Origin of the sequence: Pseudomonas sp. PDM18 (assembly GCF_014852585.1) — a bacterium.
In the GTDB taxonomy this organism is placed as follows: Bacteria; Pseudomonadota; Gammaproteobacteria; order Pseudomonadales; family Pseudomonadaceae; genus Pseudomonas.
Genome location: NZ_JACVBX010000016.1, coordinates 24,973 through 50,550, shown reverse-complemented (window position 1 = coordinate 50,550; position 25,578 = coordinate 24,973). Strand labels below are relative to the sequence as shown.

Annotated in this window: 23 protein-coding genes; 13 read left to right on the top strand and 10 right to left on the bottom strand. The window is 67.0% G+C overall.

Annotated features, from left to right (window positions below):
- The first annotated feature begins 30 nt into the window (after positions 1-30).
- The 8 genes from eutB (at position 31) to IB274_RS25895 (ending at position 8,794) form a co-directional block, all read left to right on the top strand.
- Entirely contained in the window at positions 31-1,005 is a 975-nt protein-coding gene (gene eutB, locus IB274_RS25930; protein WP_192435678.1) for a hydroxyectoine utilization dehydratase EutB, read from the top strand.
- The gene (locus IB274_RS25925; RefSeq protein ID WP_192435677.1) at positions 998-1,990 is read left to right on the top strand and encodes a cyclodeaminase; all 993 of its coding nucleotides are present in this window, start codon (positions 998-1,000) and stop codon (positions 1,988-1,990) included. The genes eutB and IB274_RS25925 overlap by 8 nt, the downstream gene beginning before the upstream one ends.
- Positions 1,991-2,148: 158 nt before the next feature.
- Positions 2,149-3,339, top strand: a complete 1,191-nt coding sequence (doeA, locus tag IB274_RS25920) for an ectoine hydrolase DoeA (RefSeq protein WP_192435676.1) — start codon at positions 2,149-2,151, stop codon at positions 3,337-3,339.
- Between the two features lie 4 nt (positions 3,340-3,343).
- Entirely contained in the window at positions 3,344-4,360 is a 1,017-nt protein-coding gene (doeB, locus tag IB274_RS25915) for a N(2)-acetyl-L-2,4-diaminobutanoate deacetylase DoeB (protein ID WP_192435675.1), read from the top strand.
- Positions 4,361-4,377: 17 nt separating this feature from the next.
- The gene (locus IB274_RS25910) at positions 4,378-4,866 is read left to right on the top strand and encodes an Lrp/AsnC family transcriptional regulator (protein ID WP_192435674.1); all 489 of its coding nucleotides are present in this window, start codon (positions 4,378-4,380) and stop codon (positions 4,864-4,866) included.
- A gap of 292 nt (positions 4,867-5,158) precedes the next feature.
- A complete protein-coding gene (locus tag IB274_RS25905; RefSeq protein ID WP_192403404.1) occupies positions 5,159-5,806 on the top strand; it encodes a 7-cyano-7-deazaguanine/7-aminomethyl-7-deazaguanine transporter in 648 nt (215 codons plus the stop codon).
- A 134-nt stretch (positions 5,807-5,940) separates the two neighbouring features.
- Entirely contained in the window at positions 5,941-7,398 is a 1,458-nt protein-coding gene (locus IB274_RS25900; RefSeq protein WP_192435673.1) for an NAD-dependent succinate-semialdehyde dehydrogenase, read from the top strand.
- A gap of 16 nt (positions 7,399-7,414) precedes the next feature.
- Entirely contained in the window at positions 7,415-8,794 is a 1,380-nt protein-coding gene (locus IB274_RS25895) for an aspartate aminotransferase family protein (protein ID WP_192435672.1), read from the top strand.
- A 133-nt stretch (positions 8,795-8,927) separates the two neighbouring features.
- Here the strand turns inward: IB274_RS25895 and IB274_RS25890 are convergent, their stop codons facing one another.
- The 6 genes from IB274_RS25890 to def form a co-directional block, all read right to left on the bottom strand.
- Positions 8,928-9,245, bottom strand: a complete 318-nt coding sequence (locus IB274_RS25890; RefSeq protein ID WP_192435671.1) for a tetratricopeptide repeat protein — start codon at positions 9,243-9,245, stop codon at positions 8,928-8,930.
- Positions 9,246-9,282: 37 nt separating this feature from the next.
- A complete protein-coding gene (locus tag IB274_RS25885) occupies positions 9,283-10,734 on the bottom strand; it encodes a TrkH family potassium uptake protein (RefSeq protein WP_192435670.1) in 1,452 nt (483 codons plus the stop codon).
- A 126-nt stretch (positions 10,735-10,860) separates the two neighbouring features.
- Positions 10,861-12,234 (bottom strand): Trk system potassium transporter TrkA, encoded by a 1,374-nt coding sequence (gene trkA, locus IB274_RS25880; protein WP_017518880.1) that lies wholly within the window; start codon positions 12,232-12,234, stop codon positions 10,861-10,863.
- A gap of 45 nt (positions 12,235-12,279) precedes the next feature.
- Entirely contained in the window at positions 12,280-13,590 is a 1,311-nt protein-coding gene (rsmB, locus tag IB274_RS25875; protein ID WP_192435669.1) for a 16S rRNA (cytosine(967)-C(5))-methyltransferase RsmB, read from the bottom strand.
- Positions 13,587-14,531, bottom strand: coding sequence for a methionyl-tRNA formyltransferase (fmt, locus tag IB274_RS25870; protein ID WP_192435668.1), 945 nt, complete (start codon positions 14,529-14,531; stop codon positions 13,587-13,589). Before fmt ends, rsmB begins: the two co-directional genes overlap by 4 nt.
- A 54-nt stretch (positions 14,532-14,585) precedes the next feature.
- Positions 14,586-15,092 (bottom strand): peptide deformylase, encoded by a 507-nt coding sequence (def, locus tag IB274_RS25865; protein ID WP_138520006.1) that lies wholly within the window; start codon positions 15,090-15,092, stop codon positions 14,586-14,588.
- Positions 15,093-15,229: 137 nt separating this feature from the next.
- Here def and IB274_RS25860 point away from each other — a divergent pair, with 137 nt between their 5' ends.
- The 3 genes from IB274_RS25860 to IB274_RS25850 all read left to right on the top strand — a co-directional run bounded on the left by IB274_RS25860 (position 15,230) and on the right by IB274_RS25850 (position 18,086).
- A complete protein-coding gene (locus IB274_RS25860) occupies positions 15,230-16,255 on the top strand; it encodes a LysM peptidoglycan-binding domain-containing protein (protein ID WP_192435667.1) in 1,026 nt (341 codons plus the stop codon).
- A 131-nt stretch (positions 16,256-16,386) separates the two neighbouring features.
- The gene (gene dprA, locus IB274_RS25855) at positions 16,387-17,487 is read left to right on the top strand and encodes a DNA-processing protein DprA (protein ID WP_192435666.1); all 1,101 of its coding nucleotides are present in this window, start codon (positions 16,387-16,389) and stop codon (positions 17,485-17,487) included.
- Positions 17,488-17,528: 41 nt separating this feature from the next.
- Positions 17,529-18,086, top strand: coding sequence for an L-threonylcarbamoyladenylate synthase (locus IB274_RS25850; RefSeq protein WP_192435665.1), 558 nt, complete (start codon positions 17,529-17,531; stop codon positions 18,084-18,086).
- Between the two features lie 97 nt (positions 18,087-18,183).
- Here the strand turns inward: IB274_RS25850 and IB274_RS25845 are convergent, their stop codons facing one another.
- The gene (locus tag IB274_RS25845) at positions 18,184-19,161 is read right to left on the bottom strand and encodes an NADPH:quinone reductase (RefSeq protein ID WP_192435664.1); all 978 of its coding nucleotides are present in this window, start codon (positions 19,159-19,161) and stop codon (positions 18,184-18,186) included.
- Between the two features lie 182 nt (positions 19,162-19,343).
- Here IB274_RS25845 and hemF point away from each other — a divergent pair, with 182 nt between their 5' ends.
- Both hemF and aroE read left to right on the top strand, forming a co-directional pair.
- Complete coding sequence (hemF, locus tag IB274_RS25840) at positions 19,344-20,258, top strand: oxygen-dependent coproporphyrinogen oxidase (RefSeq protein ID WP_192435663.1); 915 nt, start codon at positions 19,344-19,346, stop codon at positions 20,256-20,258.
- A 133-nt stretch (positions 20,259-20,391) separates the two neighbouring features.
- The gene (gene aroE / locus IB274_RS25835; protein WP_192435662.1) at positions 20,392-21,213 is read left to right on the top strand and encodes a shikimate dehydrogenase; all 822 of its coding nucleotides are present in this window, start codon (positions 20,392-20,394) and stop codon (positions 21,211-21,213) included.
- A gap of 244 nt (positions 21,214-21,457) precedes the next feature.
- Here aroE and IB274_RS25830 read toward each other — a convergent pair whose 3' ends face one another.
- Genes IB274_RS25830 through betC form a run of 3 tightly spaced genes read right to left on the bottom strand, consistent with a single transcriptional unit; the run spans position 21,458 to position 25,511 of the window.
- Positions 21,458-23,017, bottom strand: a complete 1,560-nt coding sequence (locus IB274_RS25830; protein WP_192435661.1) for a SulP family inorganic anion transporter — start codon at positions 23,015-23,017, stop codon at positions 21,458-21,460.
- Positions 23,018-23,024: 7 nt separating this feature from the next.
- Positions 23,025-23,963, bottom strand: a complete 939-nt coding sequence (locus tag IB274_RS25825; protein ID WP_192435660.1) for a choline ABC transporter substrate-binding protein — start codon at positions 23,961-23,963, stop codon at positions 23,025-23,027.
- A 30-nt stretch (positions 23,964-23,993) separates the two neighbouring features.
- Entirely contained in the window at positions 23,994-25,511 is a 1,518-nt protein-coding gene (gene betC, locus IB274_RS25820; protein WP_192435659.1) for a choline-sulfatase, read from the bottom strand.
- Positions 25,512-25,578: the final 67 nt, after the last annotated feature.

Below are 25,578 nucleotides of genomic sequence, written 5' to 3'. Positions count from 1 at the left end.
CGGCCCCACTGCATTCCCCCGGAGGCCGAGATGGAGCCGATTTCCCCCGTCGAGCTGTACCGAGCACGCCAGCGCATCCAGGGCCTGGTGCGGCAGACGCCGCTGGAGCATTCGCCCAGCCTGTCGCGCCTGCTCGGCGCGCCGGTGTACCTAAAGCTCGAATCGCAGCAGATCACCGGCAGCTTCAAGCTGCGCGGCGCGAGCAATGCGATTGCCCAGCTCGATGACGAGCAGAAGGCCAGGGGCGTCGTCGCCGCCTCCACCGGCAACCACGGCCGGGCGCTGGCCCATGCCGCGCGGGTGCTTGGCGTGCACGCCACCATCTGTCTGTCCCAATTGGTGCCGGCGAACAAGGTCCAGGCGATCCGCGAGCTGGGCGCCGAGGTGCGCATCGTCGGCCACAGCCAGGACGACGCCCAGGCCGAAGCCGAGCGGATTGCCCGCGAGCAGGGCGCGACGCTGCTGCCGCCCTTCGACCACCCGCAAATCATCGCCGGCCAGGGCACCCTCGGTCTGGAAATCCTCGAACAGCTGCCGGACGTGCGCCAGGTGCTGGTGCCGCTCTCCGGTGGCGGGCTGTTCGGCGGCGTGGCGCTGGCGCTCAAGCACGTCGACCCGACTATCCGCGTCCACGGCATCAGCATGCGCCGTGGCGCCGCCATGGCCGCCAGCCTCGCCGCCGGACGCCCGGTGGAAGTGGAGGAACTGCCGACCCTGGCCGACTCCCTCGGCGGCGGCATCGGCCTGGACAACCGCTACACCTTCGCCCTTGTCCGCGACTACTGCGACCAGTTGCACCTGCTCGACGAGCTCTCCATCGCCGCCGGCATCCGCCACGCCTACCGCGAGGAACGGCAGGTGGTGGAAGGCGCCGCCGCCGTCGGCATCGCCGCCCTGCTGGACGGCCTGATCACCCCGGTCGGCCCGGTGGTGGTGATCGTCAGCGGCCGCAACATCGCCATCGAACAACACCAGCAGATCCTCGAGGAATCCGCCCATGGCTGACGTCACCCTGCTCAGCGAAGCCGACTTGCGCGCCTGCGTGGCGATAGACCGGGAGAGCCTCGACGCTGTCGAACAGGCCTTCCGCCTGCTCGCCACGGCGCCGGTGGCAATGCCGCCGATCCTTCGCCTGGACGTGCCCGAGCACAACGGCGAAGTCGACGTGAAGACCGCCTACCTGCCCGGCCTGTCGCGCTTCGCCATCAAGGTCAGTCCTGGTTTCTTCGACAACCCCAAGCTCGGCCTGCCCAGTCTCAACGGCATGATGATGCTGCTCTCCTCGCGCACCGGCCTGCTCGACGCGCTGTTGCTGGACAACGGCTACCTCACCGCCGTGCGCACCGCGTGCGCCGGCGCGGTGGCAGCCAAGTGGCTGGCCCGCGAGGAGTCGCGCCAGGTCGCGCTGATCGGCGCCGGCGAACAGGCGCGGCTGCAGCTCAAGGCGCTGTGCCTGGTGCGGCCCATCGAGGGTGCCAGCGTCTGGGCGCGGGACATCGACAAGGCGCGGCACTGCGCGCAGGAGCTGAGCACCAGCCTGGGCATTGAGGTCAGCGCCTGCGCCAGCATCGACGAAGCGCTGGAAGGCGCCGATATCGCCATCACCAGCACGCCCAGTCGCGAGCCGCTGATCCAGAAAAAACACCTGCGCCCCGGCCTGCACATCACCGCCATGGGCTCGGATGCCGAGCACAAGAACGAGATCGCCGCCGACGCCCTGGCGGCGGTGGACTGCTATGTCGCCGACCGCCTCAGCCAGACCTGTGTGTTGGGTGAGCTGCACCATGCGCTGGAGGCTGGCTGCGTGCGGCCGGACGCCGATTTCGCCGAGCTGGGCCAGGTCATCGCCGGGCAGCGCGCAGGCCGCCGCCGTGCCGAAGACGTCACCCTTTGCGACCTCACCGGCACCGGCGCGCAGGACACCGCCATTGCCGGACTGGCTTTCCAGCGGGCGCAGCGGATGGGGAAAGGATTCCAATTCCACAGCTGACCACTCGGCTCCGATTCATGCAGGAAAACCTGTAGGAGCGAGGGGGCGCCTAGCCCTTGCTCGCGAACAGATTTTCCGGTGGCGCCAGCGCTGGGCGGGTTCGCGAGCAAGCTCGCTCCTACAAAAGCAAAAAACAAAAACCGAGAGAGGATTTCCGCATGTCCGAAATCGTCGTCAACCTCCCCTTCAGCCGGGAGGAATACGCCCAGCGGATCGCCAAAGTCCGCGCCAGCATGCAACAGCGCGGCATCGAGCTGCTGCTGGTCACCGATCCGTCGAACATGGCCTGGCTCACCGGCTACGACGGCTGGTCCTTCTACGTACACCAGTGCGTGCTGCTGGCGCTGGAGGGCGAGCCGGTCTGGTTCGGTCGCGGCCAGGACGCCAACGGCGCGCGGCGCACGGTGTTCATGCAGGCGGACAACATCGTCGGCTACCCCGACCATTACGTGCAGTCCAGCGAGCGCCATCCGATGGACTACCTGTCCCGCGAGGTCATCGCCGCGCGCGGTTGGTCCGACCGGGCCATCGGCGTGGAGATGGACAACTACTACTTCAGCGCCGCCGCCTTCCGCTCGCTGCAGGCCAACCTGCCGAGCGCGAAATTCGTCGACGCCACGGCCCTGGTGAACTGGCAGCGCGCGGTGAAATCGCTGCGCGAGATCGAGTACATGCGCGTTGCCGCGCGCATCGTCGAACGGATGCACGCGTACATCGTCGAGTGCATCGAGCCGGGCATGCGCAAGAATGAACTGGTGGCGGACATCTATAGCGCCGGCATCCTCGGCGTGGACGGCCACGGCGGCGACTACCCGGCCATCGTCCCGCTGCTGCCCACCGGCGCCGACGCCAGCGCGCCGCACCTGACCTGGGACGACACGCCCTTCGAACGCGGCGCCGGCACCTTCTTCGAGATTGCCGGCTGCTACAAGCGCTACCACTGCCCGCTGTCGCGCACGGTGTTCCTGGGCAAGCCGCCCCAGCATTTCCTCGACGCGGAGAAGGCCGTGGTCGAAGGCATCGCCGCCGGACTGGATGCCGCCAAACCCGGCAACACCACCGGGGACATCGCCCGCGCCTTCTTCGGCGTGCTGGAGAAGTTCGGCATCCACAAGGACAGCCGCTGCGGCTACCCCATCGGTATCAGCTACCCGCCGGACTGGGGCGAGCGCACCATGAGCCTGCGCCCGAGCGACAACAGCGTGCTCGAAGCGGGCATGACCTTCCACTTCATGCCCGGCCTGTGGATGGACGACTGGGGCCTGGAAATCACCGAAAGCATCCTCATCACCGAGCGCGGCGTGGAAACCTTCTGCGACTACCCGCGCCAGCTGTTCGTGAAGGAGTGAGGCGATGACCCATGCACTCGACAAGCCGCTGCGCGAGAACCCCATCGCTGCCAGCGTCGACTTCCGGCGCGACGGCGTGCAGCACGGCCACCTCAAGCTGCCCTACTCGCGGGACGATTCAGCCTGGGGTGCGGTGATGATCCCGATCTGCGTGGTGAAGAACGGCGACGGCCCCACCGCGCTGCTCACCGGCGGCAACCATGGCGACGAATACGAAGGCCCGGTGGCGCTCAGCCGCCTGGCCCAGGAACTGCGCGCCGAGGACGTACGCGGCCGGGTGATCATCGTGCCGTTCATGAACACCCCGGCGTTCCTCGCCGGCAAGCGCACCTCGCCGATCGACGCCGGCAACCTCAACCGCAGCTTCCCCGGTCGCCCGGACGGCACGGTGACGCAGAAGATCGCCGACTACTTCCAGCGCAACCTGCTGCCGCTGGCGGACGTGGTGCTGGATATCCATTCCGGCGGCCGCACCCTCGACTTCCTGCCCTTCGCCGCCTGCCACGTGCTGCCGGACAAGGCCCAGCAGCAGGCCAGCGAGGCGCTGATGCGCGCCTTCGCCGCGCCCTATTCCATGCGCATGCTGGAGCTGGATGCGGTGGGCATGTACGACAGCGCCGCCGAGGAGCAAGGCAAGCTGTTCGTCACCACTGAACTGGGTGGCGGCGGCAGCAGCAGCGCGCGCACCGTGGCCATCGCCCGGCGTGGCGTGCGCAATGTACTGGTGCAGGCCGGCATCCTGCGCGGCGAAGTCGAACCGGCGAAGTCGGTGATGCTCGACATGCCCGATGGCGATTGCTTCGTCGCCAGTGAGCACGGCGGCCTGCTGGAGATGTGCCGTGACCTGGGCGAACGCGTCGAACGCGGCGAGGTGCTGGCGCGGGTGCACGATGTGTTGCGCACCGGCGCCGCGCCGGTGGAGTACCGCGCCAAGCGCAGCGGCATCCTCGCCGCGCGGCATTTTCCCGGCCTGGTGCAGAGCGGCGACACCCTCGCGGTGGTCGCCGAGGTGCTCGGCTAACTGTGCCGGAGGCAGCCATGATCAAGCTCGACCGCTATGACCTGAAGATCCTGCGCATCCTCGCCGGCGACGGGCGCATCACCAAGTCGAGCCTGGCCGAGGCGATCAACCTCTCGGTCAGTCCGGCCTGGGAGCGTGTGCGCAAGCTGGAGGAGGCCGGGCTGATCAAAGGCTACCGCGCGCAGATCGACTGGCCGGCGTTGTTCAAGCAGCAGCAGGTGCTGGTGGAAATCACCCTGGCGCGGCATACCGCGCAGGACATGAAGCGCTTCGAGCAGCGCCTGCAGCAGGCGCCGGAGGTGGGCTTCTGCTACGCCACCGGCGGCGGCGTGGACTACATCGCGATGATCCAGGCGCGCGACATCGACCACTACCAGCGCTTCATCGACCAACTGCTGCTGGAGGACGTCGGCATCGAGCGCTACTTCACCTACATCGTCACCAAGGTGATCAAGACACTGGATGCAGCGATTCCCGCCGAGGCGCAGGAGCAGAGCCTTTCGTAGAGCGAATAACCTGGAACAGGTTATCCGCCGTTATCTATCCGGCGGAAACTCATGCGGCTCTTCGTAGGACCGAGGGGGACGCCCAGTCCTTGCTCGCGAACAGATTTCCCGGCGGCGTCGGTGCCGCGCGGGTTCGCGAGCAAGCTCGCTCCTACATGAACGCCCGTCGGCGGTTGAACAAAATTTGCCCAACAAATCCTGACTTCCAGGTCCGGATCGTATACAATGCGCGCCGCTCGGCATGGTGCCGGGCATGGGTTCCCTCACCCCATCGACGAAAAAGGCCCAAAGCATGTCGGCATCCCTTCCGGCGGCAAGGCGCGGCGCACTCGCCGGCCTGGTCGCGTTCCACATCCTGATCATCATCGCCAGCAACTACCTGGTGCAGCTGCCAATGACCCTCTTTGGCTGGCACACCACCTGGGGCGCGTTCAGCTTCCCGTTCATCTTCCTGGCCACTGACCTCACCGTCCGCCTGCTCGGCAAGCGCCCGGCGCGGCTGGTCATCGCGCGGGTGATGATTCCGGCGCTGCTGGCGTCCTACGTGATCTCGGTGATCTTCCAGGAAGGCGCCTTCAGAGGGCTCGCCTCCCTGGGCGAATTCAACACCTTCGTGGCGCGGATTTCCCTGGCCAGCTTCCTGGCCTACGTGTTCGGCCAGATCCTCGATATCCAGGTCTTCGACCGCTTGCGGCGCATGCGCCAGTGGTGGATCGCCCCGGTGGTCTCGACCCTGTTCGGCAACCTGCTGGACACCTTCACCTTCTTCTCCATCGCTTTCTGGCACAGCGACAACGCCTTCATGGCCGAGCACTGGGTGGAGATCGCCTGGGTCGACTACGGCGTGAAGCTGGCGGTCATGCTGATGCTCTTCGTGCCGCTCTACGGCATGCTGCTCAGCGCCATCACCCGTAACCTGCGTCGCGCCGCCACGGCCTGACGCCACCCGAAAAAGCCCAACAGCGGCGGCAGAACTGCGAAAAGATTTGCCGCCGCCATCCCCCGCTTAGGAAAAAACCGCGCGCCTCCGGCCCCTAACATGGTCTCCATGCCAACCGTCCGGGAGCCGCCGCCATGTCCTTCGCACATCCCCTGCTGTTCAAGTCGCTCTGCTATGTGAATGGCCACTGGCTGCACAGCGCGAGCGGCACCAGCATCGCCGTCGACAACCCCGCCACCCGCGAAGCCATCGGCCATGTGCCGCTGCTCGACCGCGAGCAGATCGTCGCCGCGGTGGACGCCGCCGCTGCCGCCTTCCCCGCCTGGCGAGCCCGCACGCTGGACGAACGCGGCGAGCTGCTGCGCCGCTGGGCCGAGCTGATTCGCCAGCATCGCGAAGACCTCGCGCAGATTCTCAGCCTGGAACAGGGCAAGCCGCTGGCCGAAGCCCTTGGCGAGATCGACTACGCCGCCAGCTTCATCCCCTGGTTCGCCGAGGAAGCGCGGCGGTTGAACGGCCGCAACATTCCCAGCCACATCCCCAACGCACACCTGGGCACGGTGGTCGAGCCGGTCGGCGTCGCCGCCCTGCTGACGCCGTGGAATTTCCCCTCGGCGATGATCACCCGCAAGGCAGCTGCCGCCCTGGCCGCGGGTTGCACCGTGGTGGTCAAGCCGGCCCACGAGACGCCCTACTCCGCCTTCGCCCTGGCGCAACTGGCGGAAGAAGCCGGCTTCCCCGCCGGCGTGTTCAACGTGGTGCTGGGCGAGCCGCAGATGGCCATGGAAACCCTGGTCGGCGATGGCCGCGTACGCGCCGTGAGCTTCACCGGCTCGACCCGCGTGGGCAAATTGGTCCTGCAGGCTGCCGCCCAGGACGTGAAGAAAGTCGCCCTGGAACTGGGCGGCAACGCGCCCTTCATCGTGCTGGCCGACGCCGATCTGGAGCAGGCGGTGCAGTTCGCCATCGACGCCAAGTTCCAGACCTCCGGGCAGGACTGCTGCGCGGCCAACCGCATCCTGGTCGCCCGCGACCTCTACGAACCCTTCCTGCAGCGCTTCGCCCGTGCCGTGCGCGAACTGCGCGTCGGTCCGGCCAGCGACTCGCGCAGCCAGATCGGCCCGCTGATGCACCAGGGCGCCTTCGACGTCACCTGCGAGCGCGTGCAGGACGCCATCGCCCAGGGGGCGCGCCTGCTCGCCGGCGGCGAACCGCATGCGCTGGGCGGCTGGTTTCATCAGCCGACCGTGCTGGCCGATGTCACGCCGCAGATGCGCATCTGGCGCGAGGAAAACTTCGCCCCCATCGCCGGCGTCAGCGCGTACGACGACCTGGACGAAGCCGTCCGGCAGGCCAACGACACCGAGTACGGCCTGGCCGCCTACCTTTGTGGGCAACGCCTGGATCACATCTGGCCGCTGATGCGGCGCCTGGAGTTCGCCATGGTGGCGGTCAACGGCGCCAGGTTCACCGGCCACCCCATTCCCTTCGGCGGCATGAAGGCTTCGGGCCTTGGCCGCGAAGGCGGCAGCGAGGGCTTCGAGCCCTTCGTCGAAACCAAGTACTTCGCCCTGCACCACGGCGCCATCTGACCGGGAGACCACCGCCATGACCGACTACGCCAAGCTGTTCGAGGAAGACCGCGCACACTTCATGCACCCGTCGACCCACGCCCATGACCACGCCAGCGGCGCGCTGCCGGGGCGCATCATCACCGGCGCTTCCGGCGTGCGCATCCGCGATCACCAGGGCCGCGAGCTGCTCGATGCCTTCGCCGGCCTGTACTGCGTGAACATCGGCTACGGCCGCACTGAGGTCGCCGACGCGATCCATGCGCAGGCCACGCAGCTGGCCTACTACCACACCTATGTGGGCCACTCCTCCGAGGCGATCATCGAGCTGTCCGCGCGGATCATCCGCGACTGGGCGCCGGCGGGCATGAAGAAGGTCTACTACGGCCTCTCCGGCTCCGACGCCAACGAAACCCAGGTCAAGCTGGTGCGCTACTACAACAACGTGCTGGGCCGGCCGCAGAAGAAAAAGTTCATCTCGCGGCAGCGCGGCTACCACGGCTCGGGCATCGTCACCGGCAGCCTCACGGGCCTTGCGAGCTTCCACCAGCACTTCGACCTGCCGGTGGAGGGCGTCAAGCACACCCTCTGCCCGCACTTCTACAAGGCCCCGGCCGGCATGGACGAAGCCAGTTTCGTGCGTCACTGCGCCCAGGAACTGGAGAACCTGATCCTCGCCGAAGGGCCGGACACGGTCGCGGCCTTCATCGGCGAACCGGTGATGGGCACCGGCGGCATCATCGTCCCGCCCAAGGGCTACTGGGAGGCGATCCAGGCGGTGCTGGCGAAATACGACGTGCTGCTCATAGCCGACGAGGTGGTCTGCGCTTTCGGCCGCGTCGGCGACAAGATGGGCAGCCAGCGCTACGGCATGCGCCCGGACCTGATCACCACCGCCAAGGGCCTGACCAGCGCCTACGCGCCGCTGTCGGCAGTGATAGTCGGCGAGAAGGTGTGGGATGTGATTGACAGCGCGTCCAGCCGCGAAGGCGCCATGGGACACGGCTGGACCTACTCCGGCCACCCCATCTGCGCGGCAGCGGCGCTGGCCAACCTGGACATCCTCGAACGGGAAAACATCACCGCCAATGCGGCGCAAGTCGGAGGCTACCTCAACCAGCAACTGCGCCAGACCTTCGAGGGCCACCCGCTGGTGGGCGAGGTGCGCGGCGACGGCATGCTGGCGGCACTGGAATTCATGGCTGACCGCGAGGCGCGCAGGCCTTTCGACCCGTCCCTGAAGGTCGGCCCGAAGGTCTCGGCGGCTTGCCTGGAGCGCGGCATGATCGCCCGCGCCATGCCCCACGGCGACATCCTCGGCTTCGCCCCGCCGCTGGTGCTGACCCGCGCCGAGGCGGACGAGATCGTCGGCATCGCCAAGGCGGCGGTGGATGCGGTGGCCAGCGAGGTTCTCTAACGTACGGACCGTTTTCTTGTAGGAGCGAGCTTGCTCGCGAACGGATTTCCCCGCGGCTCCGGTGCCAGGCGGTTCGCGAGCAAGCGCGCTCCTACAGGGCCTTCCGTCCCCGAGCGCGATTCAAAAAGGGCGCTTACGCGCCCTTTGCCTTGTCCAACTTGCGCAGGAATACCGTCATCTCTTTCTCTGCCTGCTTGTCGCCGTGGGCCAGGGCGGCGGCCAGGCCATCGGTCCAGGCGGTACGGGCGCCGTCCAGGTCGCCCTGAGCCTGCAGCGCCTTGCCCAGCAGCTTCCAGGCGGCGGAGTACTTCGGGTCCTGCGCCACGCAGCGGCGCAGGTGCTCTGCGGCCCTGGCGGCGTCGCCGGCGTCCAGGTAGCCCTTGCCCAGGCCGAAGCGCAGCAGCGAGTTGTCCACGCCCTTGGCGAGCATCTTTTCCAGCGAGTCGATCATGGCGAGCCTCCGTCAGCAGGCCGCCATTGTGCCTCATTCAAGTGCGCCAGAAGGCGGGCGTCAGCAGGATCAGCAGGGAGAACACCTCCAGTCGGCCCAGCACCATCGCGAGGCTCAGCACCAGCTTGGCGCTGGCCGGCAGGCTGCCGTAATGCACTGCGGCCTCGCCCAGCGCCGGGCCAAGATTGTTCAGGCAGGATGCGAGGGTCGAGAACGCGGTGAGCTGATCCACGCCCAGCGCCAGCAGCACCAGCATGAGACTGACGAAGGTGAGCAGGTAGATCGAGAAGAATGCCCACACCGATTCCACCACGCGATCGGGCACGGTGCGCCTCCCGAGCTTCACCAGGAATACCCCGTTGGGATGCAGCAGGCGCAGGAACTCGCGCATGCCCTGGCGATAGACCAGCAGCATGCGCATCACCTTCATGCCGCCGCCGGTGGAACCGGCACAGGCACCGATGAAGGTGCTGTAGAGCAGCAGGTAGGGCAGCAAGGTTGGCCAGGTGCTGAAGTCCGCGAGGCCGAAGCCGGTGGTGGTCGCCACCGAGACCACCATGAACGCTGCGTAGCGGATCGATTGCAGCGGCGTGTCGTAGTGATGCTTGAGCACCAGCGTTGTCGCGCTGATCAGGAACAGTACCAGCAGGATGCCGAGGTAGGCCCGACACTCGGTGTCCTTCAGGTAGTGACGCAGGCTGCGTCGGCGCCAGGCGAGGAAGTGCAGGCTGAAGTTGATCCCGGAAATCACCAGGAAGGTCATGCAGATCAGCTCGATCAGCGGGCTGTCGAAGTAGCCGATGCTGGCGTCGTGGGTGGAAAAGCCGCCGATGGCGATGGTCGAGAAGCTGTGGCCGATCGCGTCGAACAGGCTCATCCCCGCCGCCCAGTAGGCCAGCGCGCAGGCCAGGGTCAGGCCGCAGTAGAGGAACCACAGGGTCTTGGCGGTATCGGCGATGCGCGGCGAGAGCTTGTGCTCCTTCAGCGGGCCGGGCATTTCCGCGCGGTACAGCTGCATGCCGCCGATGCCCAGCATCGGCATCACCGCCACCGCCAGCACCACGATGCCCATCCCGCCCAGCCATTGCAGCTGCTGGCGGTAGTAGAGGATCGCGTGGGGCAGCGCATCGAGCTCGGTGAGCACGGTGGCGCCCGTGGTGCTAAGGCCGGAGAAGGACTCGAACAGCGAATCGACCACGCCCATGTGCGGCGCGCTCGACAAGGCGAACGGCAGGGCGCCGAAGGAGCCCAGGACGATCCAGAACAGCGCTGTCACCAGGTAGCCGTCGCGGATGCGCAGGTCGTCCTTGTGCTGGCGGAACGGCCACCAGATGGCCAGACCGGTCAGCAGGGTAACCAGGAACGACAGGGTAAATGCGCGCCAGGTCGACTCGATGTAGTACAGGTCGATCAGCAGCGGCGGCAGGTGCGTGGTGCTGAACAGCATCAGCAGCACGCCAAGGATGCGGGCGATGGAGGCGTAGCGCATGACTGTGGTGATACAGGCAGGAACAGGTCGCGCAGGGTGCCAAGACACACTCCGAAGTGCAGTAGGAGCTGTCTGAAATGAAGGGCGGAAAAAACCGCCGGGCCGCTTTGCAGCGACCCGGAAGAATCAGAAGAAGGTCAGGCCGGCCTGGAACAGCCGCTCGACATCGCGGATGCGCTTCTTGTCCACCACGAAGAGGATCACGTGGTCGCCGGACTCGATCTTCGTCTCGCCGTGGGCGATCAGCACGTCGTCGTCGCGGATCACCGCGCCGATGGTGGTGCCGGGCGGCAGTTGGACTTCGTTGATCTTGCGGCCGATCACCTTGCTCGACTTGGCGTCGCCGTGGGCGACCACCTCGATGGCTTCGGCGGCGCCGCGGCGCAGGGAATGCACGCTCTCGATGTCGCCGCGACGCACGTGGGTCAGCAGGGTGCCGATGGTGGCCAACTGCGGGCTGATGGCGATGTCGATCTCGCCGCCCTGCACCAGGTCGACGTAGGCGGGGTTGTTGATCAGCGTCATCACCTTGCGCGCGCCCAGGCGCTTGGCCAGCAGCGAGGACATGATGTTCGCCTCGTCGTCGTTGGTCAGGGCAAGGAACAGGTCGGTATCGCCGATGTTCTCTTCCAGCAGCAGGTCGCGGTCCGAGGCGCTACCCTGCAGGACGATGGAGCTGTCCAGGCTGTCGGAGAGGTGCCGGCAGCGCGCCGGGTTCATCTCGATGATCTTCACCTGGTAGCGGCTCTCGATGGCCTCGGCCAGGCGCTCGCCGATGTTGCCGCCGCCGGCGATGATGATCCGCTTGTAGCTGTCCTCGAGCCGGCGCATCTCGCCCATAACGGCACGGATGTGGGCCTTGGCGGCAATGAAGAAGACCTCGTCGTCGGCCTCGATCACCGTGTCGCCCTGAGGAATGATCGGCCGGTTGCGCCGGTAGATCGCCGCCACGCGGGTATCGGCGTTGGGCATGTGCTCGCGCAGTTGGCGCAGCTCCTGGCCCACCAGCGGGCCGCCGTAGTAGGCGCGGATGCCCACAAGCTGGGCCTTGCCCTCGGCGAAGTCGATTACCTGCAGGGCGCCGGGGTATTCCACCAGGCGCTTGATGTAGTTGGTCACCACCTGCTCGGGGCTGATCAGCACGTCGACCGGGATCGCCTCGTTGTCGAACAGCCCGGCGCGGGTCAGGTACGCCGCCTCGCGCACGCGGGCGATGCGGGTAGGGGTGTTGAACAGGGTGTAGGCGACCTGGCAGGCCACCATGTTCACCTCGTCGCTGTTGGTCACCGCCACCAGCATGTCGGCGTCGTCGGCACCTGCCTGGCGCAGCACGGTGGGGAACGAGGCCTTGCCGTGGACGGTGCGGATGTCCAGGCGGTCGTTGAGGTCGCGCAGACGCTCGCCGTCGGTATCGACGACGGTGATGTCATTGGCTTCGCTGGCGAGGTGCTCGGCCAGAGTGCCGCCGACCTGGCCGGCACCGAGGATGATGATCTTCATGGAGCGGCGTGCTTTCCGTTTCGATCCGTAGGGAGTCGGCGCCTGTTACTTCGCCGAAATCTTGATGAGCTTGGCATAGTAGAAGCCGTCATGCCCTGCTTCCTGGGGGAACAGCTGGCGGCCATGGGGCTGCTTGAGGCCCCACGGTCCGGGCAGGTCCAGTTCGCGGGCACCTGGGGTGCGACCGAGGAACGCAGCGATCTGGTCGCTGTTCTCCTGCGGCATTACCGAGCAGGTCGCATAGACCAGCACGCCGCCGACTTCTAGGGTCGCCCACAACGCGTCGAGCAGTTCGCCCTGCAGCTGGGCCAGCGCCTCGATGTCCTCGGCGGTGCGGGTCAGCTTGATGTCCGGATGACGGCGGATCACCCCGGTGGCGGAGCACGGTGCGTCCAGCAGGATGCGCTGGAAGGCCTTGCCATCCCACCACTTGGCGGTGTCACGGGCGTCGGCGGCGAACAGTTCGGCCGAAAGCTGCAGGCGGGCGAGGTTCTCGCGTACGCGCACCAGGCGGCTCTCTTCCAGGTCCACGGCAACCACGCCGGCCAGCGCCGGCTCCGCTTCCATCAGGTGGCAGGTCTTGCCGCCGGGGGCGCAACAGGCGTCCAGCACACGCTGGTTCGGCGCCAGCTCCAACAAGTCGGCAGCCAGTTGCGCGGCCTCGTCCTGCACGCTGACGCGGCCTTCGGCGAAGCCCGGCAGTTCGTGCACATCGCACGGCTGCAAAAGATTGATGCCGTCGCGGCCGAACTCGCAGGCGGTTGCTTCGAAGCCGATGCGGTTCAGCTCTTCCAGATAGGCATCGCGGCTGCCATGGCGGCGGTTCACCCGCAGGGTCATTGGCGGGTGCGCGTTGTTGGCGGCGCAGATTGCTTCGAACTGTTCCGGCCAGGACTTCTTCAGTGCCTTCTGCAGCCAGCGCGGGTGCGCCAGGCGCGCGGCCGGGTCCTTGTCGACTTCTGCCAGCAGGATTTCGCTCTCGCGCTGGGCGCGGCGCAGCACGGCATTGAGCAGGCCCTTGGCCCAGGGCTTCTTCAGCTTGTCCGCGCAGCCGACGGTTTCGCCGATGGCTGCGTGCGGCGGAATACGGGTGTAAAGCAGTTGGTACAGGCCGACCAGCAGCAGGGCTTCGACGTCACGGTCGCCGGCCTTGAATGGCTTCTGCAGCAGCCGCGCGGCCAGAGTGGACAGGCGCGGCTGCCAGCGGGCGGCGCCGAAGGCCAGCTCCTGCACCAGGCCACGGTCGCGCGGCTCGACGTTTTCCAGCTGGGTTGGTAGCGAGCTGCCCAGCGAGGCGCGACCGGCGAGCACGGCGGCCAGCGCGCGGGCGGCCGCCAGACGGGGATTGGTACTCATGCGCCCAGCACCTGTCCTGGCGCGAACTGCTCGCGGCGGCTGTTGAACAGGTCGGCGAAGGCCAGCGGCTTGCCGCCGGGCAGTTGCAGGCGGGTCAGCAGCAGCGCGCCTTCACCGCAGGCGACCAGAAGGCCGTCGCGGCTGGCGTCGAGAATCTTGCCTGGCTCGCCCTTGCCTTCTGCCGGTTTGGCGCCAAGCACTTTCAGCGCGGCTTCGCCGAGGGTGGTGTGGCAGACCGGCCAGGGCGTGAAGGCGCGGATGCGGCGCTCCAGTTCGTCGGCCGGGCGCGACCAGTCGATGCGCGCCTCTTCCTTGTTCAGCTTGTGTGCGTAGGTGGCCAGCGCGTCGTCCTGCACCTCGCCCTTGAGCGTGCCGGCGGCGAGGCCGGCGATGGCCCCGACCACGGCTTTCGGGCCGAGCTCGGCGAGACGGTCATGCAGGCTGCCGCCGGTGTCATCGGCGGAAATCGGCGTGGCGACCTTGAGCAGCATCGGCCCGGTGTCCAGCCCTGCTTCCATCTGCATCACGGTGACGCCGCTCTGCGCGTCGCCAGCTTCCACCGCGCGCTGGATCGGCGCGGCGCCGCGCCAGCGCGGCAGCAGCGAGGCATGGCTGTTGATGCAGCCCAGGCGCGGAATATCCAGCACCGCCTGCGGCAGGATCAGCCCGTAGGCTACCACCACCATCAGGTCCGGCTTGAGCGCGGCCAGCTCGGCCTGGGCGGCGGGGTCGCGCAGGGTCGGCGGCTGCAGCACCGACAGGCCGTTCTCCAGGGCGAGCTGCTTGACCGGGCTGGGCATCAGCTTCTGGCCTCGGCCGGCCGGGCGGTCCGGCTGGGTGTAGGCGGCGACGATCTCGTGAGGAGTATCGAGCAGGGCCTTGAGGTGTTCGGCGGCGAATTCCGGGGTGCCGGCGAAGACGATGCGCAGTGCTTGGCTCATTGGGGGCTCACAAAAAACAAAAGGCTTGCCGGGGCAAGCCTTTGGGGGATGGGGTCACGCCTGTTGCCGGTGCTGCTTTTCCAGCTTCTTGCGGATGCGGTCGCGCTTGAGGTTGGACAGGTAGTCGACGAACAGCTTGCCGTTGAGGTGGTCGCACTCGTGCTGGATGCACACTGCGAGCAGGCCCTCGGCAACTTCCTCGAAGGGGTTGCCGTCGCGGTCCTGGGCCTTGATCCGCACTTTCTGCGGACGGTCTACATTTTCGTAGAAGCCCGGCACCGACAGGCAGCCTTCCTGGTACTGGTCCATTTCCTCGGTGAGGAATTCGAACTCCGGGTTGATGTAGACCCGGGGTTCGGACTTGTCCTCGGACAAGTCCATCACCACGACGCGCTTGTGCACGTTGATCTGCGTTGCCGCAAGACCGATGCCCGGCGCCTCGTACATGGTCTCGAACATGTCGTCGATCAGCGTGCGCAGGGCGTCATCGAAGACCGTGACCGGCTTGGCGATGGTCCGCAGGCGCGGATCGGGGAATTCGAGAATGTTCAGAATGGCCATATACGTTTGTGATGCACTTGTGGAATAAAGTCAAAATCGGCTGCTAATATGCTGAGCAGCATCGAAAAACGCTGGAAAGCGCGGTAGGGGCGGCTTCCAGGCGTTTCATGTGTACACATAATAAAGGGATTCACCGCATGAGGAAAACACTACTCGCCCTGCTGCTGCTCGCCGCAGGCGGGGTGGCGCAGGCTGCCGTGCAGCTCAAGGAAGGCCATCCGGATCGCTATACCGTAGTGAAGGGCGACACCCTCTGGGACATCTCCGGCAAATTCCTCAGCAAGCCGTGGAAGTGGCCGGAAATCTGGCAGGTGAATCCGCAGATTCAGAACCCGCACCTGATCTATCCAGGTGATGTGCTGAGTCTCACGTACGTTGACGGCCAGCCGCGCCTGACGCTCAACCGCGGGGAGTCGCGCGGGACCATCAAGCTGTCGCCGCGAGTGCGCAGCAGCCCCGTCGCCGAGGCGATCCCGACCATCCCACTGGAGAAGATCAACGCCTTCCTGCTGTCCAACCGCATCGTCGACAGCGACACCGAGTTTTCCAGCGCCCCCCATGTGGTTGCGGGTGACGAGGAAAGTGTGATCACCGGCGCTGGCGACCGTGCCTACGCCCGTGGCAGCTCGCTGTCGGAGGAGAGCAACTACGGCGTCTTCCGGCAGGCCAAGGTCTATACCGACCCGGAGACCAATGAACTGCTGGGTATTGATGCCACGGATGTCGGCAGTGCCAACGTCACGGCGAAGGAAGGCGATATCGCTACCCTGCGCTTGACCCGCACCACCCAGGAAGTCCGCCCTGGCGACCGCCTGTTCCCGACCGAGGAACGCGCGATCACTTCGACCTTCATGCCCAGCGAGCCGTCCACCCCGATCAAGGGCACCATCATCGACGTGCCGCGCGGCGTGACCCAGATCGGCAAGTATGACGTTGTGACCATCGACAAGGGCTCCCGCGATGGTTTGGCCGAAGGCAATGTACTGGCGATCTACAAGCTGGGCGAAACCGTGCGCGACCGTGTCACCGACGAGATGGTGAAGATCCCGGACGAGCGCTCGGGCCTGGTGATGATCTTCCGCACCTATAACCGCCTGAGCTACGGTCTGGTGCTGACCGCCACCCGTTCGCTGGAGGTCAACGACCGCGTGCTCAACCCCTGATCGACGCGTGAGTCGAAGAAAACCCCGCTCCGGCGGGGTTTTTTGTGGGCGCGATCCGGAAGGGTCCGACAGCGGGGGCGTCTGCCTGCGCGGCATAGTCCGGACGACTTCCCCACGGCAAGGACTGCGCCATGCCCCATGACCCGACTCTTTCCCCGTCCGAACTCGAGGCGCGGCTGCGCCTGCATGCCCTGCCCGAGCTGGGCCCCAGGCGCTTTCGCCGGCTGCTGGAGGCCTTTGGCTCGGCGTCCGCCGCCTTGAGCGCGCCGGCGGCCGCCTGGCGCTCCCTGGGGTTGCCAGCCGTCTGCGCGGAGCCGCGTCGCGATGCTTCCATCCGCGAACAGGCAGCTCAGGCGCTGCATTGGCTGGAGGCGCCCGAGCATCATCTGGTCACGTGGGACGCCCCCTATTACCCCGCTCTGCTCGCTGAGCTGAATGATGCGCCGCCACTGCTGTTCCTGGCCGGCGATCCGTGCCTGCTGGAGCGGCCGCAATTGGCGATGGTCGGTAGCCGCCGGGCCAGCAAGCCGGGGTTGGATACCGCACGGGCCTTCGCCCGCAGCCTAGCCGGCGGTGGCTTCGTGATCACCAGCGGGCTGGCGCTGGGCATCGACGGCGCGGCCCATGAGGGGGCGCTGGAGGCCGGCGGTAAGACCGTTGCCGTACTGGGCACCGGCCTGGAGCATCTCTACCCGCGTCGCCACCTCGGACTGGCGAAACGCATCGTCGAGCACGGCGGCGCGGTGATCTCGGAATTGCCGCTGAACTGCGCGCCTCAGGCATCGAATTTCCCACGGCGCAACCGGATCATCAGCGGCCTGTCACTGGGCACTCTGGTGGTGGAAGCCAGCCCGTCGAGCGGGTCGCTGATCACGGCGCGGCTGGCCGCCGAGCAGGGTCGCGAGGTCTACGCGATTCCCGGTTCGATCCACCACCCCGGTGCGCGCGGCTGCCACGAACTGATCCGCCAGGGCGCGATGCTGGTGGAGACGGTCGAGCACATCCTCGAAGGCCTGCAGGGATGGACGCACGGCGCGCCTGCGGTAGATGTCGCGCCAGTGTTGCCGCCTCACCCGCTGGTCGATCTGCTGCGCGCCGCGCCGCAAAGCAGTGAGCAACTGGCGTTGCGCAGTGGCCTGGAGCTGCCGCAGTTGCTGGCGGAACTCACCGAACTGGAGCTGGACGGGCGAGTGGCCTGCGAGGCGGGCGTCTGGGTGCATCGTGCCCGCTGAGCACGTAAACTGCCGCGCATCGCAGAACCGAGGAATTCACGATGTACAGCAACTGGCGAACCCAGCGCATGGCAAAGGTCGTGCGCGACGGCGGAGTGATCGCTTACCCGACCGAAGCCGTCTGGGGCCTGGGCTGCGACCCGTGGAGCGCCGACGCCGTGTACCGACTGCTGGCGATCAAGGCACGCCCGGTGGAAAAGGGCATGATCGTGGTGGCCGGCGATATCCGCCAGTTCGACTTCCTCCTCGAAGATCTGCCCGAAGCCTGGCAGGACACGCTCGCCAGCAGCTGGCCCGGCCCGAACACCTGGCTGGTGCCGCACCAGGGACGCCTGCCCGAGTGGGTGACCGGCGAGCACGATACTGTGGCGCTGCGTGTCACCGACCACCCGTTGGTGCGCGAACTGTGCCGCTTCACCGGCCCGCTGATTTCTACCTCCGCCAACCCTGCCGGCCGGCCCGCTGCGCGCAGCCGCCTGCGTGTAGAGCAGTATTTCCGTGGCGAGCTGGATGGCGTGCTCGGTGGCGCCCTGGGCGGGCGCCGTAATCCGAGCCTGATCCGCGATCTGCGTACCGGCGAGACAGTACGCCCGTCGTAAGCGTGATAACGCGGTGACATTCGGTTCGCGAGCAAGCTCGCTCCTACGAAGAGCTGGTCTGTAGGAGCGAGCTTGCTCGCGAACGCCCTTCACCCCATCAGGGCAACAGAATCGTCGACCCGGTGGTGCGCCGCGCCGCCAGTTCGGTCTGCGCCTTGGCCGCTTCGGCCAGGGCGAAGCGCTGGTTGATCTCCACCTTCACCTTACCGCTGGTGATCATGCCGAACAGGTCGTCGGCCATGGCCTGCAGGCGCTCCGGCGTGCTGGCGTAGCCGAACAGCGTCGGACGGGTGACGTAGAGCGAGCCCTTCTGCGACAGGATGCCCAGGTTCACCCCGTCCACCGGGCCGGAGGCGTTGCCGAAGCTCACCACCAGGCCGCGCTGGGCGGTGCAGTCCAGCGAGGTCAGCCAGGTGTCCTTGCCCACCGAGTCGTAGACCACCGGGCATTTCTTGCCATCGGTCAGCGCGAGCACGCGCTCGACCACGTTCTCGTGGCTGTAGTCGATGGTTTCCCAGGCGCCGTGGGCTTTCGCCAGCTCCGCCTTGGCAGTGGAGCTCACGGTGCCGATCAGGTGCGCGCCGATGGCTTTCGCCCACTGGCAGGCGATCAGCCCGACGCCGCCTGCGGCCGCGTGCCAGAGAATGGTCTGGCCCGGCTGCACGTTGTAGGTCTGGCGCAGCAGGTACTGCACGGTGAGGCCCTTGAGCATGACCGCGGCGGCCTGCTCGAAGGTGACCGCATCCGGCAGCTTCACCACGCTGGCTGCCGGCAGCACGTGCTGCTCGCTGTACGCGCCCAGCGGGCCGGTGGCGTAGCCGACGCGATCGCCGACCTTCACGTTGGTTACCGCGCTGCCCACCGCTTCCACCTCGCCAGCGCCTTCGGTGCCGACACCGGATGGCATGCTCGGCGCGGGGTACAGGCCGCTGCGGTAGTAGGTGTCGATGAAGTTCAGGCCGATGGCGCGGTTACGCACCCGCACCTCGTTCGGGCCGGGCTCGGCCGGGGTGTAGTCGACGATTTCGAGGACTTCGGGGCCGCCGGTCTTGGCGAATTGAACACGCTTGGCCATGTCGCTCTCCTGAGGGCGCGAGGCTCCGCCTCGCCGGGGAAAAGACTTTCATCCAAACCGCACGCATGACGGGCGTCAAGACCAGCTTTGTCGGCGTCGATGGTATGCTTGCCCCCGTTTTGGCACCCAAACTCCGCTCCGGCCCGCGCCACGCGTGGCTTTCCCGCTCCAAGGTGATTCTCGTGACCGACCGCATCGAGGCCGTGAAGGCCTACCTGCTCGACCTGCAAGACCGCATCTGCGCCGCACTCGAAGCCGAGGACGGCAGCGCTCGTTTCGTCGAGGACGCCTGGCAGCGCCCGGCGGGTGGCGGCGGTCGGACGCGGGTGATCGGTGATGGCGCGCTGATCGAGAAGGGCGGCGTGAACTTCTCTCACGTGTTCGGCGCCGGCCTGCCGCCGAGTGCCAGTGCGCATCGTCCGGAGTTGGCCGGTCGCGGCTTCCAGGCGCTGGGCGTTTCCCTGGTGATCCACCCGACCAACCCCCACGTGCCGACCTCCCACGCCAACGTGCGCTTCTTCATCGCCGAGAAGGAAGGCGAGGAAGCGGTCTGGTGGTTCGGCGGCGGCTTCGACCTGACGCCCTACTACGCCCATGAGGAAGACTGTGTGCTCTGGCACCAGGTCGCCCGCGACGCCTGCGCGCCCTTCGGCGAGGACGTCTACCCGCGCTACAAGGAGTGGTGCGACCGCTACTTCCACATCAAGCACCGCAACGAACCGCGCGGCGTCGGCGGCCTGTTCTTCGACGACCTGAACCAGTGGGATTTCGACACCAGCTTCGCCTTCCTGCGCGCCATCGGCGATGCCTTCATCGATGCCTACCTGCCCATCGTGCGCAAGCGCAAGGACACCCCATACACCGAGCAGCAGCGCGAGTTCCAGGCCTACCGCCGCGGCCGCTACGTCGAGTTCAACCTGGTCTACGACCGCGGCACGCTGTTCGGCCTGCAGTCGGGCGGGCGCACCGAGTCGATCCTCATGTCGCTGCCGCCACAAGTGCGCTGGGGCTACGACTGGAAACCCGAGCCGGGCAGCGAGGAGGCGCGCCTGACCGAGTACTTCCTCACTGATCGGGACTGGCTGGCGCAGGCCTGAGTCGAACTCTCGCGAACCTGTAGGAGCGCCCCATGGGCGCGATCGCGGGCATGGCCCGCTCCTACAGGGTGGGTATGCTGGTAGAAAACCGGCAATCCCGAGCCTTTCCACCATTTTTGTCTCAGGATTCTGAATGGACCGCTACTGCGTCTTCGGCAACCCCATCGGCCACAGCAAGTCGCCGCAGATTCACCGTCTGTTCGCCGAGCAGACCGGCCAGGCGCTGAGCTATGACGCGCGCTTGGCGCCGCTGGACGACTTCGCCGGGAATGCCTGCGAGTTCTTCGCGCAGGGCCTGGGTGGCAACGTCACCGTGCCGTTCAAGGAAGACGCCTACCGCCTGGCCACCGAGCTGAGCGAGCGCGCGCGCCGGGCCGGTGCGGTGAACACCCTGAAGAAGCTTGACGGCGGTGGCCTGCTGGGCGACAACACCGACGGCGCCGGGCTGACCCGCGACCTCACGGTGAACCACGGCGTCGTCCTGCGCGGTGCACGCATCCTGGTGCTGGGCGCCGGTGGTGCAGTGCGTGGAATCCTCGAACCCTTCCTCGGCCAGCAGCCGGCGTGCATCGTCATCGCCAACCGCACGGCCTCGAAGGCCGAGCAGCTGGCGCAGGAGTTCAACGATCTGGGCGCGGTGAGCGGCGGTGGTTTCGATCTGCGCGCCGAGCCGTTCGACCTGATCGTCAACGGCACTTCGGCCTCCCTGGCCGGCGAGTTGCCGCCCATCGATCCGGCGCTGATCCAGCCGGGGCACACCGTCTGCTACGACATGATGTACGGCAAGGACGTCACCGCCTTCAACCGCTGGGCCGCCGAACACGGCGCGGCTCGCTGCATCGACGGACTGGGCATGCTGGTCGAGCAGGCGGCGGAAGCCTTCCTGCTGTGGCGTGGCGTGCGCCCGGATTCGGCGCCGGTGCTGGAGGAGTTGCGCCGTCAGCTCAAGGGCTGATCGGGGCTCCCCCTGGGTTACTCCTGCGCTCGGATCGGCCCTCACCCTAACCCTCTCCCAGGGGGAGAGGGGACCGTTCGGTGCCGGATGAAACCACAGCGTCAGCCGGCACGATTTGCTCCCTCTCCCTGAGGGAGAGGGCTGGGGTGAGGGGGACAGCGCCAGCACGGAATCATCCGGTGAAGGACGGTCGCTCCTGTAACGGGGCACCCCAACCCCAAAGGTGCGAAGCAAAAGCGCACACCTACTCCTCGACCAGCAACACCCCGCCCTTCCCCATCTGTCTTTCCAGCTCCGCGCGCACCCGTGGCCGCGCATTGCGCAGTACCAGGCTGCGGCCTTCGCTGGCGAGGCGGCGGGCTTCCTGCTGAAGCATCTGCGCGCCGGCAAAATCGATGAAGTTCACGTGGTGGGCGTCCAGCACCAGGCGTTCGCCGCGGCTGTGCTGCATCAGCTTCTGCAGGTAGTCGCAGGCACCGAAGAAGATCGAGCCCTCGATACGCAGCACTTCCTCGTCCTCCTTTTCCCACTGCTGCACGCGCGGTTGCGAGGTGCGCTTGAGGTAGAAGAACAGCGAGGCCAGCACGCCGGCGTAGATGGCGTTCTGCAGCGGCAGCAGCAAGGTGGCGGCGAGGGTCAGCAGCATTACCAGGGACTCCGCTCGGCTGCCTTTCCACAGCGCGCGCAGGGCCGGGCGGTCGATCAGGTTCCAGCAGATCAGCAGGATGCCGGCAGCCATGGCCGGCAGCGGGATATGAGTAATCAACCCTGCGCCGGCCACTGCCAGCAACGCGACCCACATTGCCGAGAAAACCCCGGCCAGCGGCGTACGCGCGCCGGCATCCTGGTTCAACCCGGAGCGGGTAAAGGAGCCGGCAGACAGCGTGCCCGACAGCCATGGCCCGATCAGGTTGGACAGCCCCTGGGCGCGCACTTCCTGGTTGGCGTCCAGCGGCTGGTGCGAGCGTGCGGCCAGGGCGCGCGCGATGGACAGGCTGGTGACCAGCCCGAGCATGCCGCAGGCGACGGCGGCGGGGAGCAACTGGGCGATGGCAGTCAGGTCGAACGACAGCGCGCTGAACGGCGGTAACGCGCTACGGAAGGCGGCCACCCTGGCGACCTCGGCAAAGGTCGCCGGCATCGCCCAGACCAGGGCGCTGGCGCCGAACAGGCCGACCAGCAATGCCGGCCCGCGCCGCCACAGGCGTTTGACGATCAGGCTCAGCGCCAGGCTGAACAGCCCCACCAGCAATGACGGCCAGTGGAATTGCGGCAGCTTCCACCAGAGCGCGGCGGCGCTGGTCAGCGCCGTGCCCTGGCCTTCTGCGGCGATGCCGAGAAGGTAAGGCAACTGGCCGATCACGATCACCAGCGCGGCGCCGCAGGTGAAGCCGAGCAGCACCGAATGCGAGACGAAGTTCACCAGCACGCCGAAGCGCAGCATGCCCAGCAGCCACTGGAACAAGCCGGCGAGGAAGGTCAGCAGCAGCGCGTACTGGATGAACTGCGCGCTGCCCGGCGGCGCCAGCGGGGCGATGGCAGTGAACAGCACCACCGAGATCGCCGCCGTCGGCCCGCCGACCATGTGCTTCGACGAGCCCCACAGGCAGGCGATCAGCACCGGCAGCATCGCCGCGTAGAGCCCGTACTCCGCCGGCAACCCGGCGATCAGCGCGTAGGCCATCGACTGCGGCAGCGCGAGCACCGCGCCGGAGAGGCCGACGCCCAGGTCACGGCGCAAGTCGCGCCCGCTGACCTGGGGCAGCCAGGCGAGGAACGGCAGCAGGCGGATCAGGCGCTCCATCGACGGCCTACAGCTTGGCCTTCACGGCAGCCAGCGCGTCGCCGCCGTCGCGGGTCTTAACGCCTTGCAGCCAGGTGTCGAGGCTCTGCGGGTTGGCCTTGATCCAGGCCTTCACCGCGTCGGGGTTCTTCACGTTCTTCTCCAGCACGTCGGCCATGATGGCGTTCTCCATCTTCAGGTCGAAGGACAGGTTGGCCAGCAGCTTGCCGCTGTTCGGGCACTGCTCGGTGTAGCCGTTGCGGGTCACGGTGAACACGCTGCCGGTGCTGCCGAAGTACTTCTCGCCGCCGGTGAGGTACTTCATGTCGTATTTCACGTTCATGGGGTGCGGTGTCCAGCCGAGGAATACCACCCAGCGCTCGCGCTTCACCGCGCGGCCGACCTCGGCGAGCATCGCCTGCTCGCTGGACTCCACCAGCTTCCAGTCGCCCAGACCAAACTCGTTGCCCGTGATCATCTTCTGGATCGACTGGTTGGCCGGCGCGCCGGAACCGATGCCGTAGACCTTCCGGTTGAACTGGTCGGCGTGCTTGTCCAGGTCGTCGAAGGTCTTCACCCCGGAGTTCCACACGTAGGTGGGCACGGCGAGGGTGAACTCGGTGCCCTGCAGATTCTTCGCCAGTTGGGTGACCTGTTTGCTGGCGATGAACTGGTCATGAAAGCCCTGCTGCGCGGGCATCCAGTTGCCGAGGAAGGCGTCGACCTGGCCGTCGCGCAGGCCGCCGTAGGTGATGGGCACCGACAGGGTGTCGATCTTCACCTTGTAGCCCAGGCCTTCGAGGAGGAAAGCGGCGATGCCGTTGGTGACGGCGATGTCGGTCCAGCCCGGATCGGCCAGCTTCACCGTACTGCAGGCTTCATCTTCGGCCCGGGCCAGTGGGCCGACCAGCGCCAGTGCGCTGGCCAGCAATAGTGCGGATGCTTGTCGTACGGTGCGCTTGGTCATGCTCCCTTCCCCTTCGGCGTGTTGTGGTTGTTATTTCGGTTGCGGATAGCGGGCGCGGCGCTCCAGATCGTCGAGGTCGATATGGTTGCGCATGTACTGCTGGCTGGCGTCGACCATGGGCTGGTGATCCCAGCTTTTCAGCGTGCCCTGGGTCAGTGCGTCGGCCACCAGTCGGCGGCGGCGTTGGCTGGCCAGTACCTGCCGGGTGATGGCTGGCACATCCCAACGCGCGCGGGCTTCGCCCAGCAGGTCGCGTACCAGGTTCGCGTGGGCCGGCGAATCCATGAGGTTTTGCAGCTCGCGCGGATCGTTGGCGACGTCGAACAGCAGGCACGGGTCCTGCTCGGAGTAGATGAACTTGAAGTCGCCGCGACGGATCATCATCAGCGGGCTGACGGTGCCTTCGGCGGTGTATTCGCCGATCACTTCGTCATGCCCGCCGGCGCCTTGCAAGTGCGGCAGCAGTGAGCGGCCGTCGAGATCGACGCCGGGCTCGACCTGCCCGCCAGCCAGTTCAACGAGCGTCGGCAGCAGGTCGACAGTGGACACCGACTGGCTGACCCGATGCGGGGCGAAACGCTTGGGCGCGTGCACCAGCAGCGGCACACGGGCGGCCATCTCGAACCAGTGCATCTTGTACCAGAGGCCGCGCTCGCCAAGCATGTCGCCGTGGTCGCCGGAGAACACGATCAGGGTGTCTTCGCTCAGGCCGCAATCCTCCAGGGTGCGCAGCAGCGCGCCGATCTGCGCATCCACATAGCTGCACGCGCCGAAGTAGGCGCGGCGGGCGGCGCGCACCTTCTCTTCGGGCATCTCCTGGCCCCACAGGTCGATCACCTTGAGCAGGCGCTGGGAGTGCGGGTCCTGCTCGGCCTGGGCGATCTTCACCGAGGGCAGCGGGATGTCCTCGTCGCGGTACAGGTCCCAGTACTCGCGCCCGATGGTGTAGGGGTCGTGCGGGTGGGTCATGGACACGGTGAGGCAGAACGGCTGCTCGGGGTGCTCGCGCACGTGGTCGTAGAGGTACTGGCGCGCCTTGAACACCACCTCCTCGTCGAAGTCGAGCTGGTTGGTGCGCACGCATGGGCCGGCCTGCAGCACTGATGACATGTTGTGGTACCAGCTCGGGCGCACGTCCGGCTCGTCCCAGTTCACCGCCCAGCCGTAGTCGGCGGGGTAGATATCGCTGGTCAGGCGCTCCTCGTAGCCGTGCAGCTGGTCCGGGCCGCAGAAGTGCATCTTGCCCGACAGCGCGGTGCGGTAGCCCAGGCGCCGCAGGTAGTGCGCGTAGGTGGGCACGTCGGCGGCAAAGTCGGCGGCGTTGTCCCAGGCGCCGATCTTCGTCGGCAGCTGGCCGCTCACCAGGGTGAAGCGCGAAGGTGCGCAGAGCGGGCTGTTGCAGTAGGCCGAGTCGAACACCACGCCCTCGCTGGCCAGGCGCGAGAGGTTGGGCAGCTTGATCGGCGAGTTTTCGTTGTGGAAAGGCAGGAGCGGCGCGGCCATCTGGTCGGCCATGATGAAGAGGATGTTCGGGCGCTGGCGCTTCATGGCGTTGGGCTTATCCTGTTGGCGCTGTTATGGGATGCTGTGCGGTATGAGTCTGTTGGCTGATGGA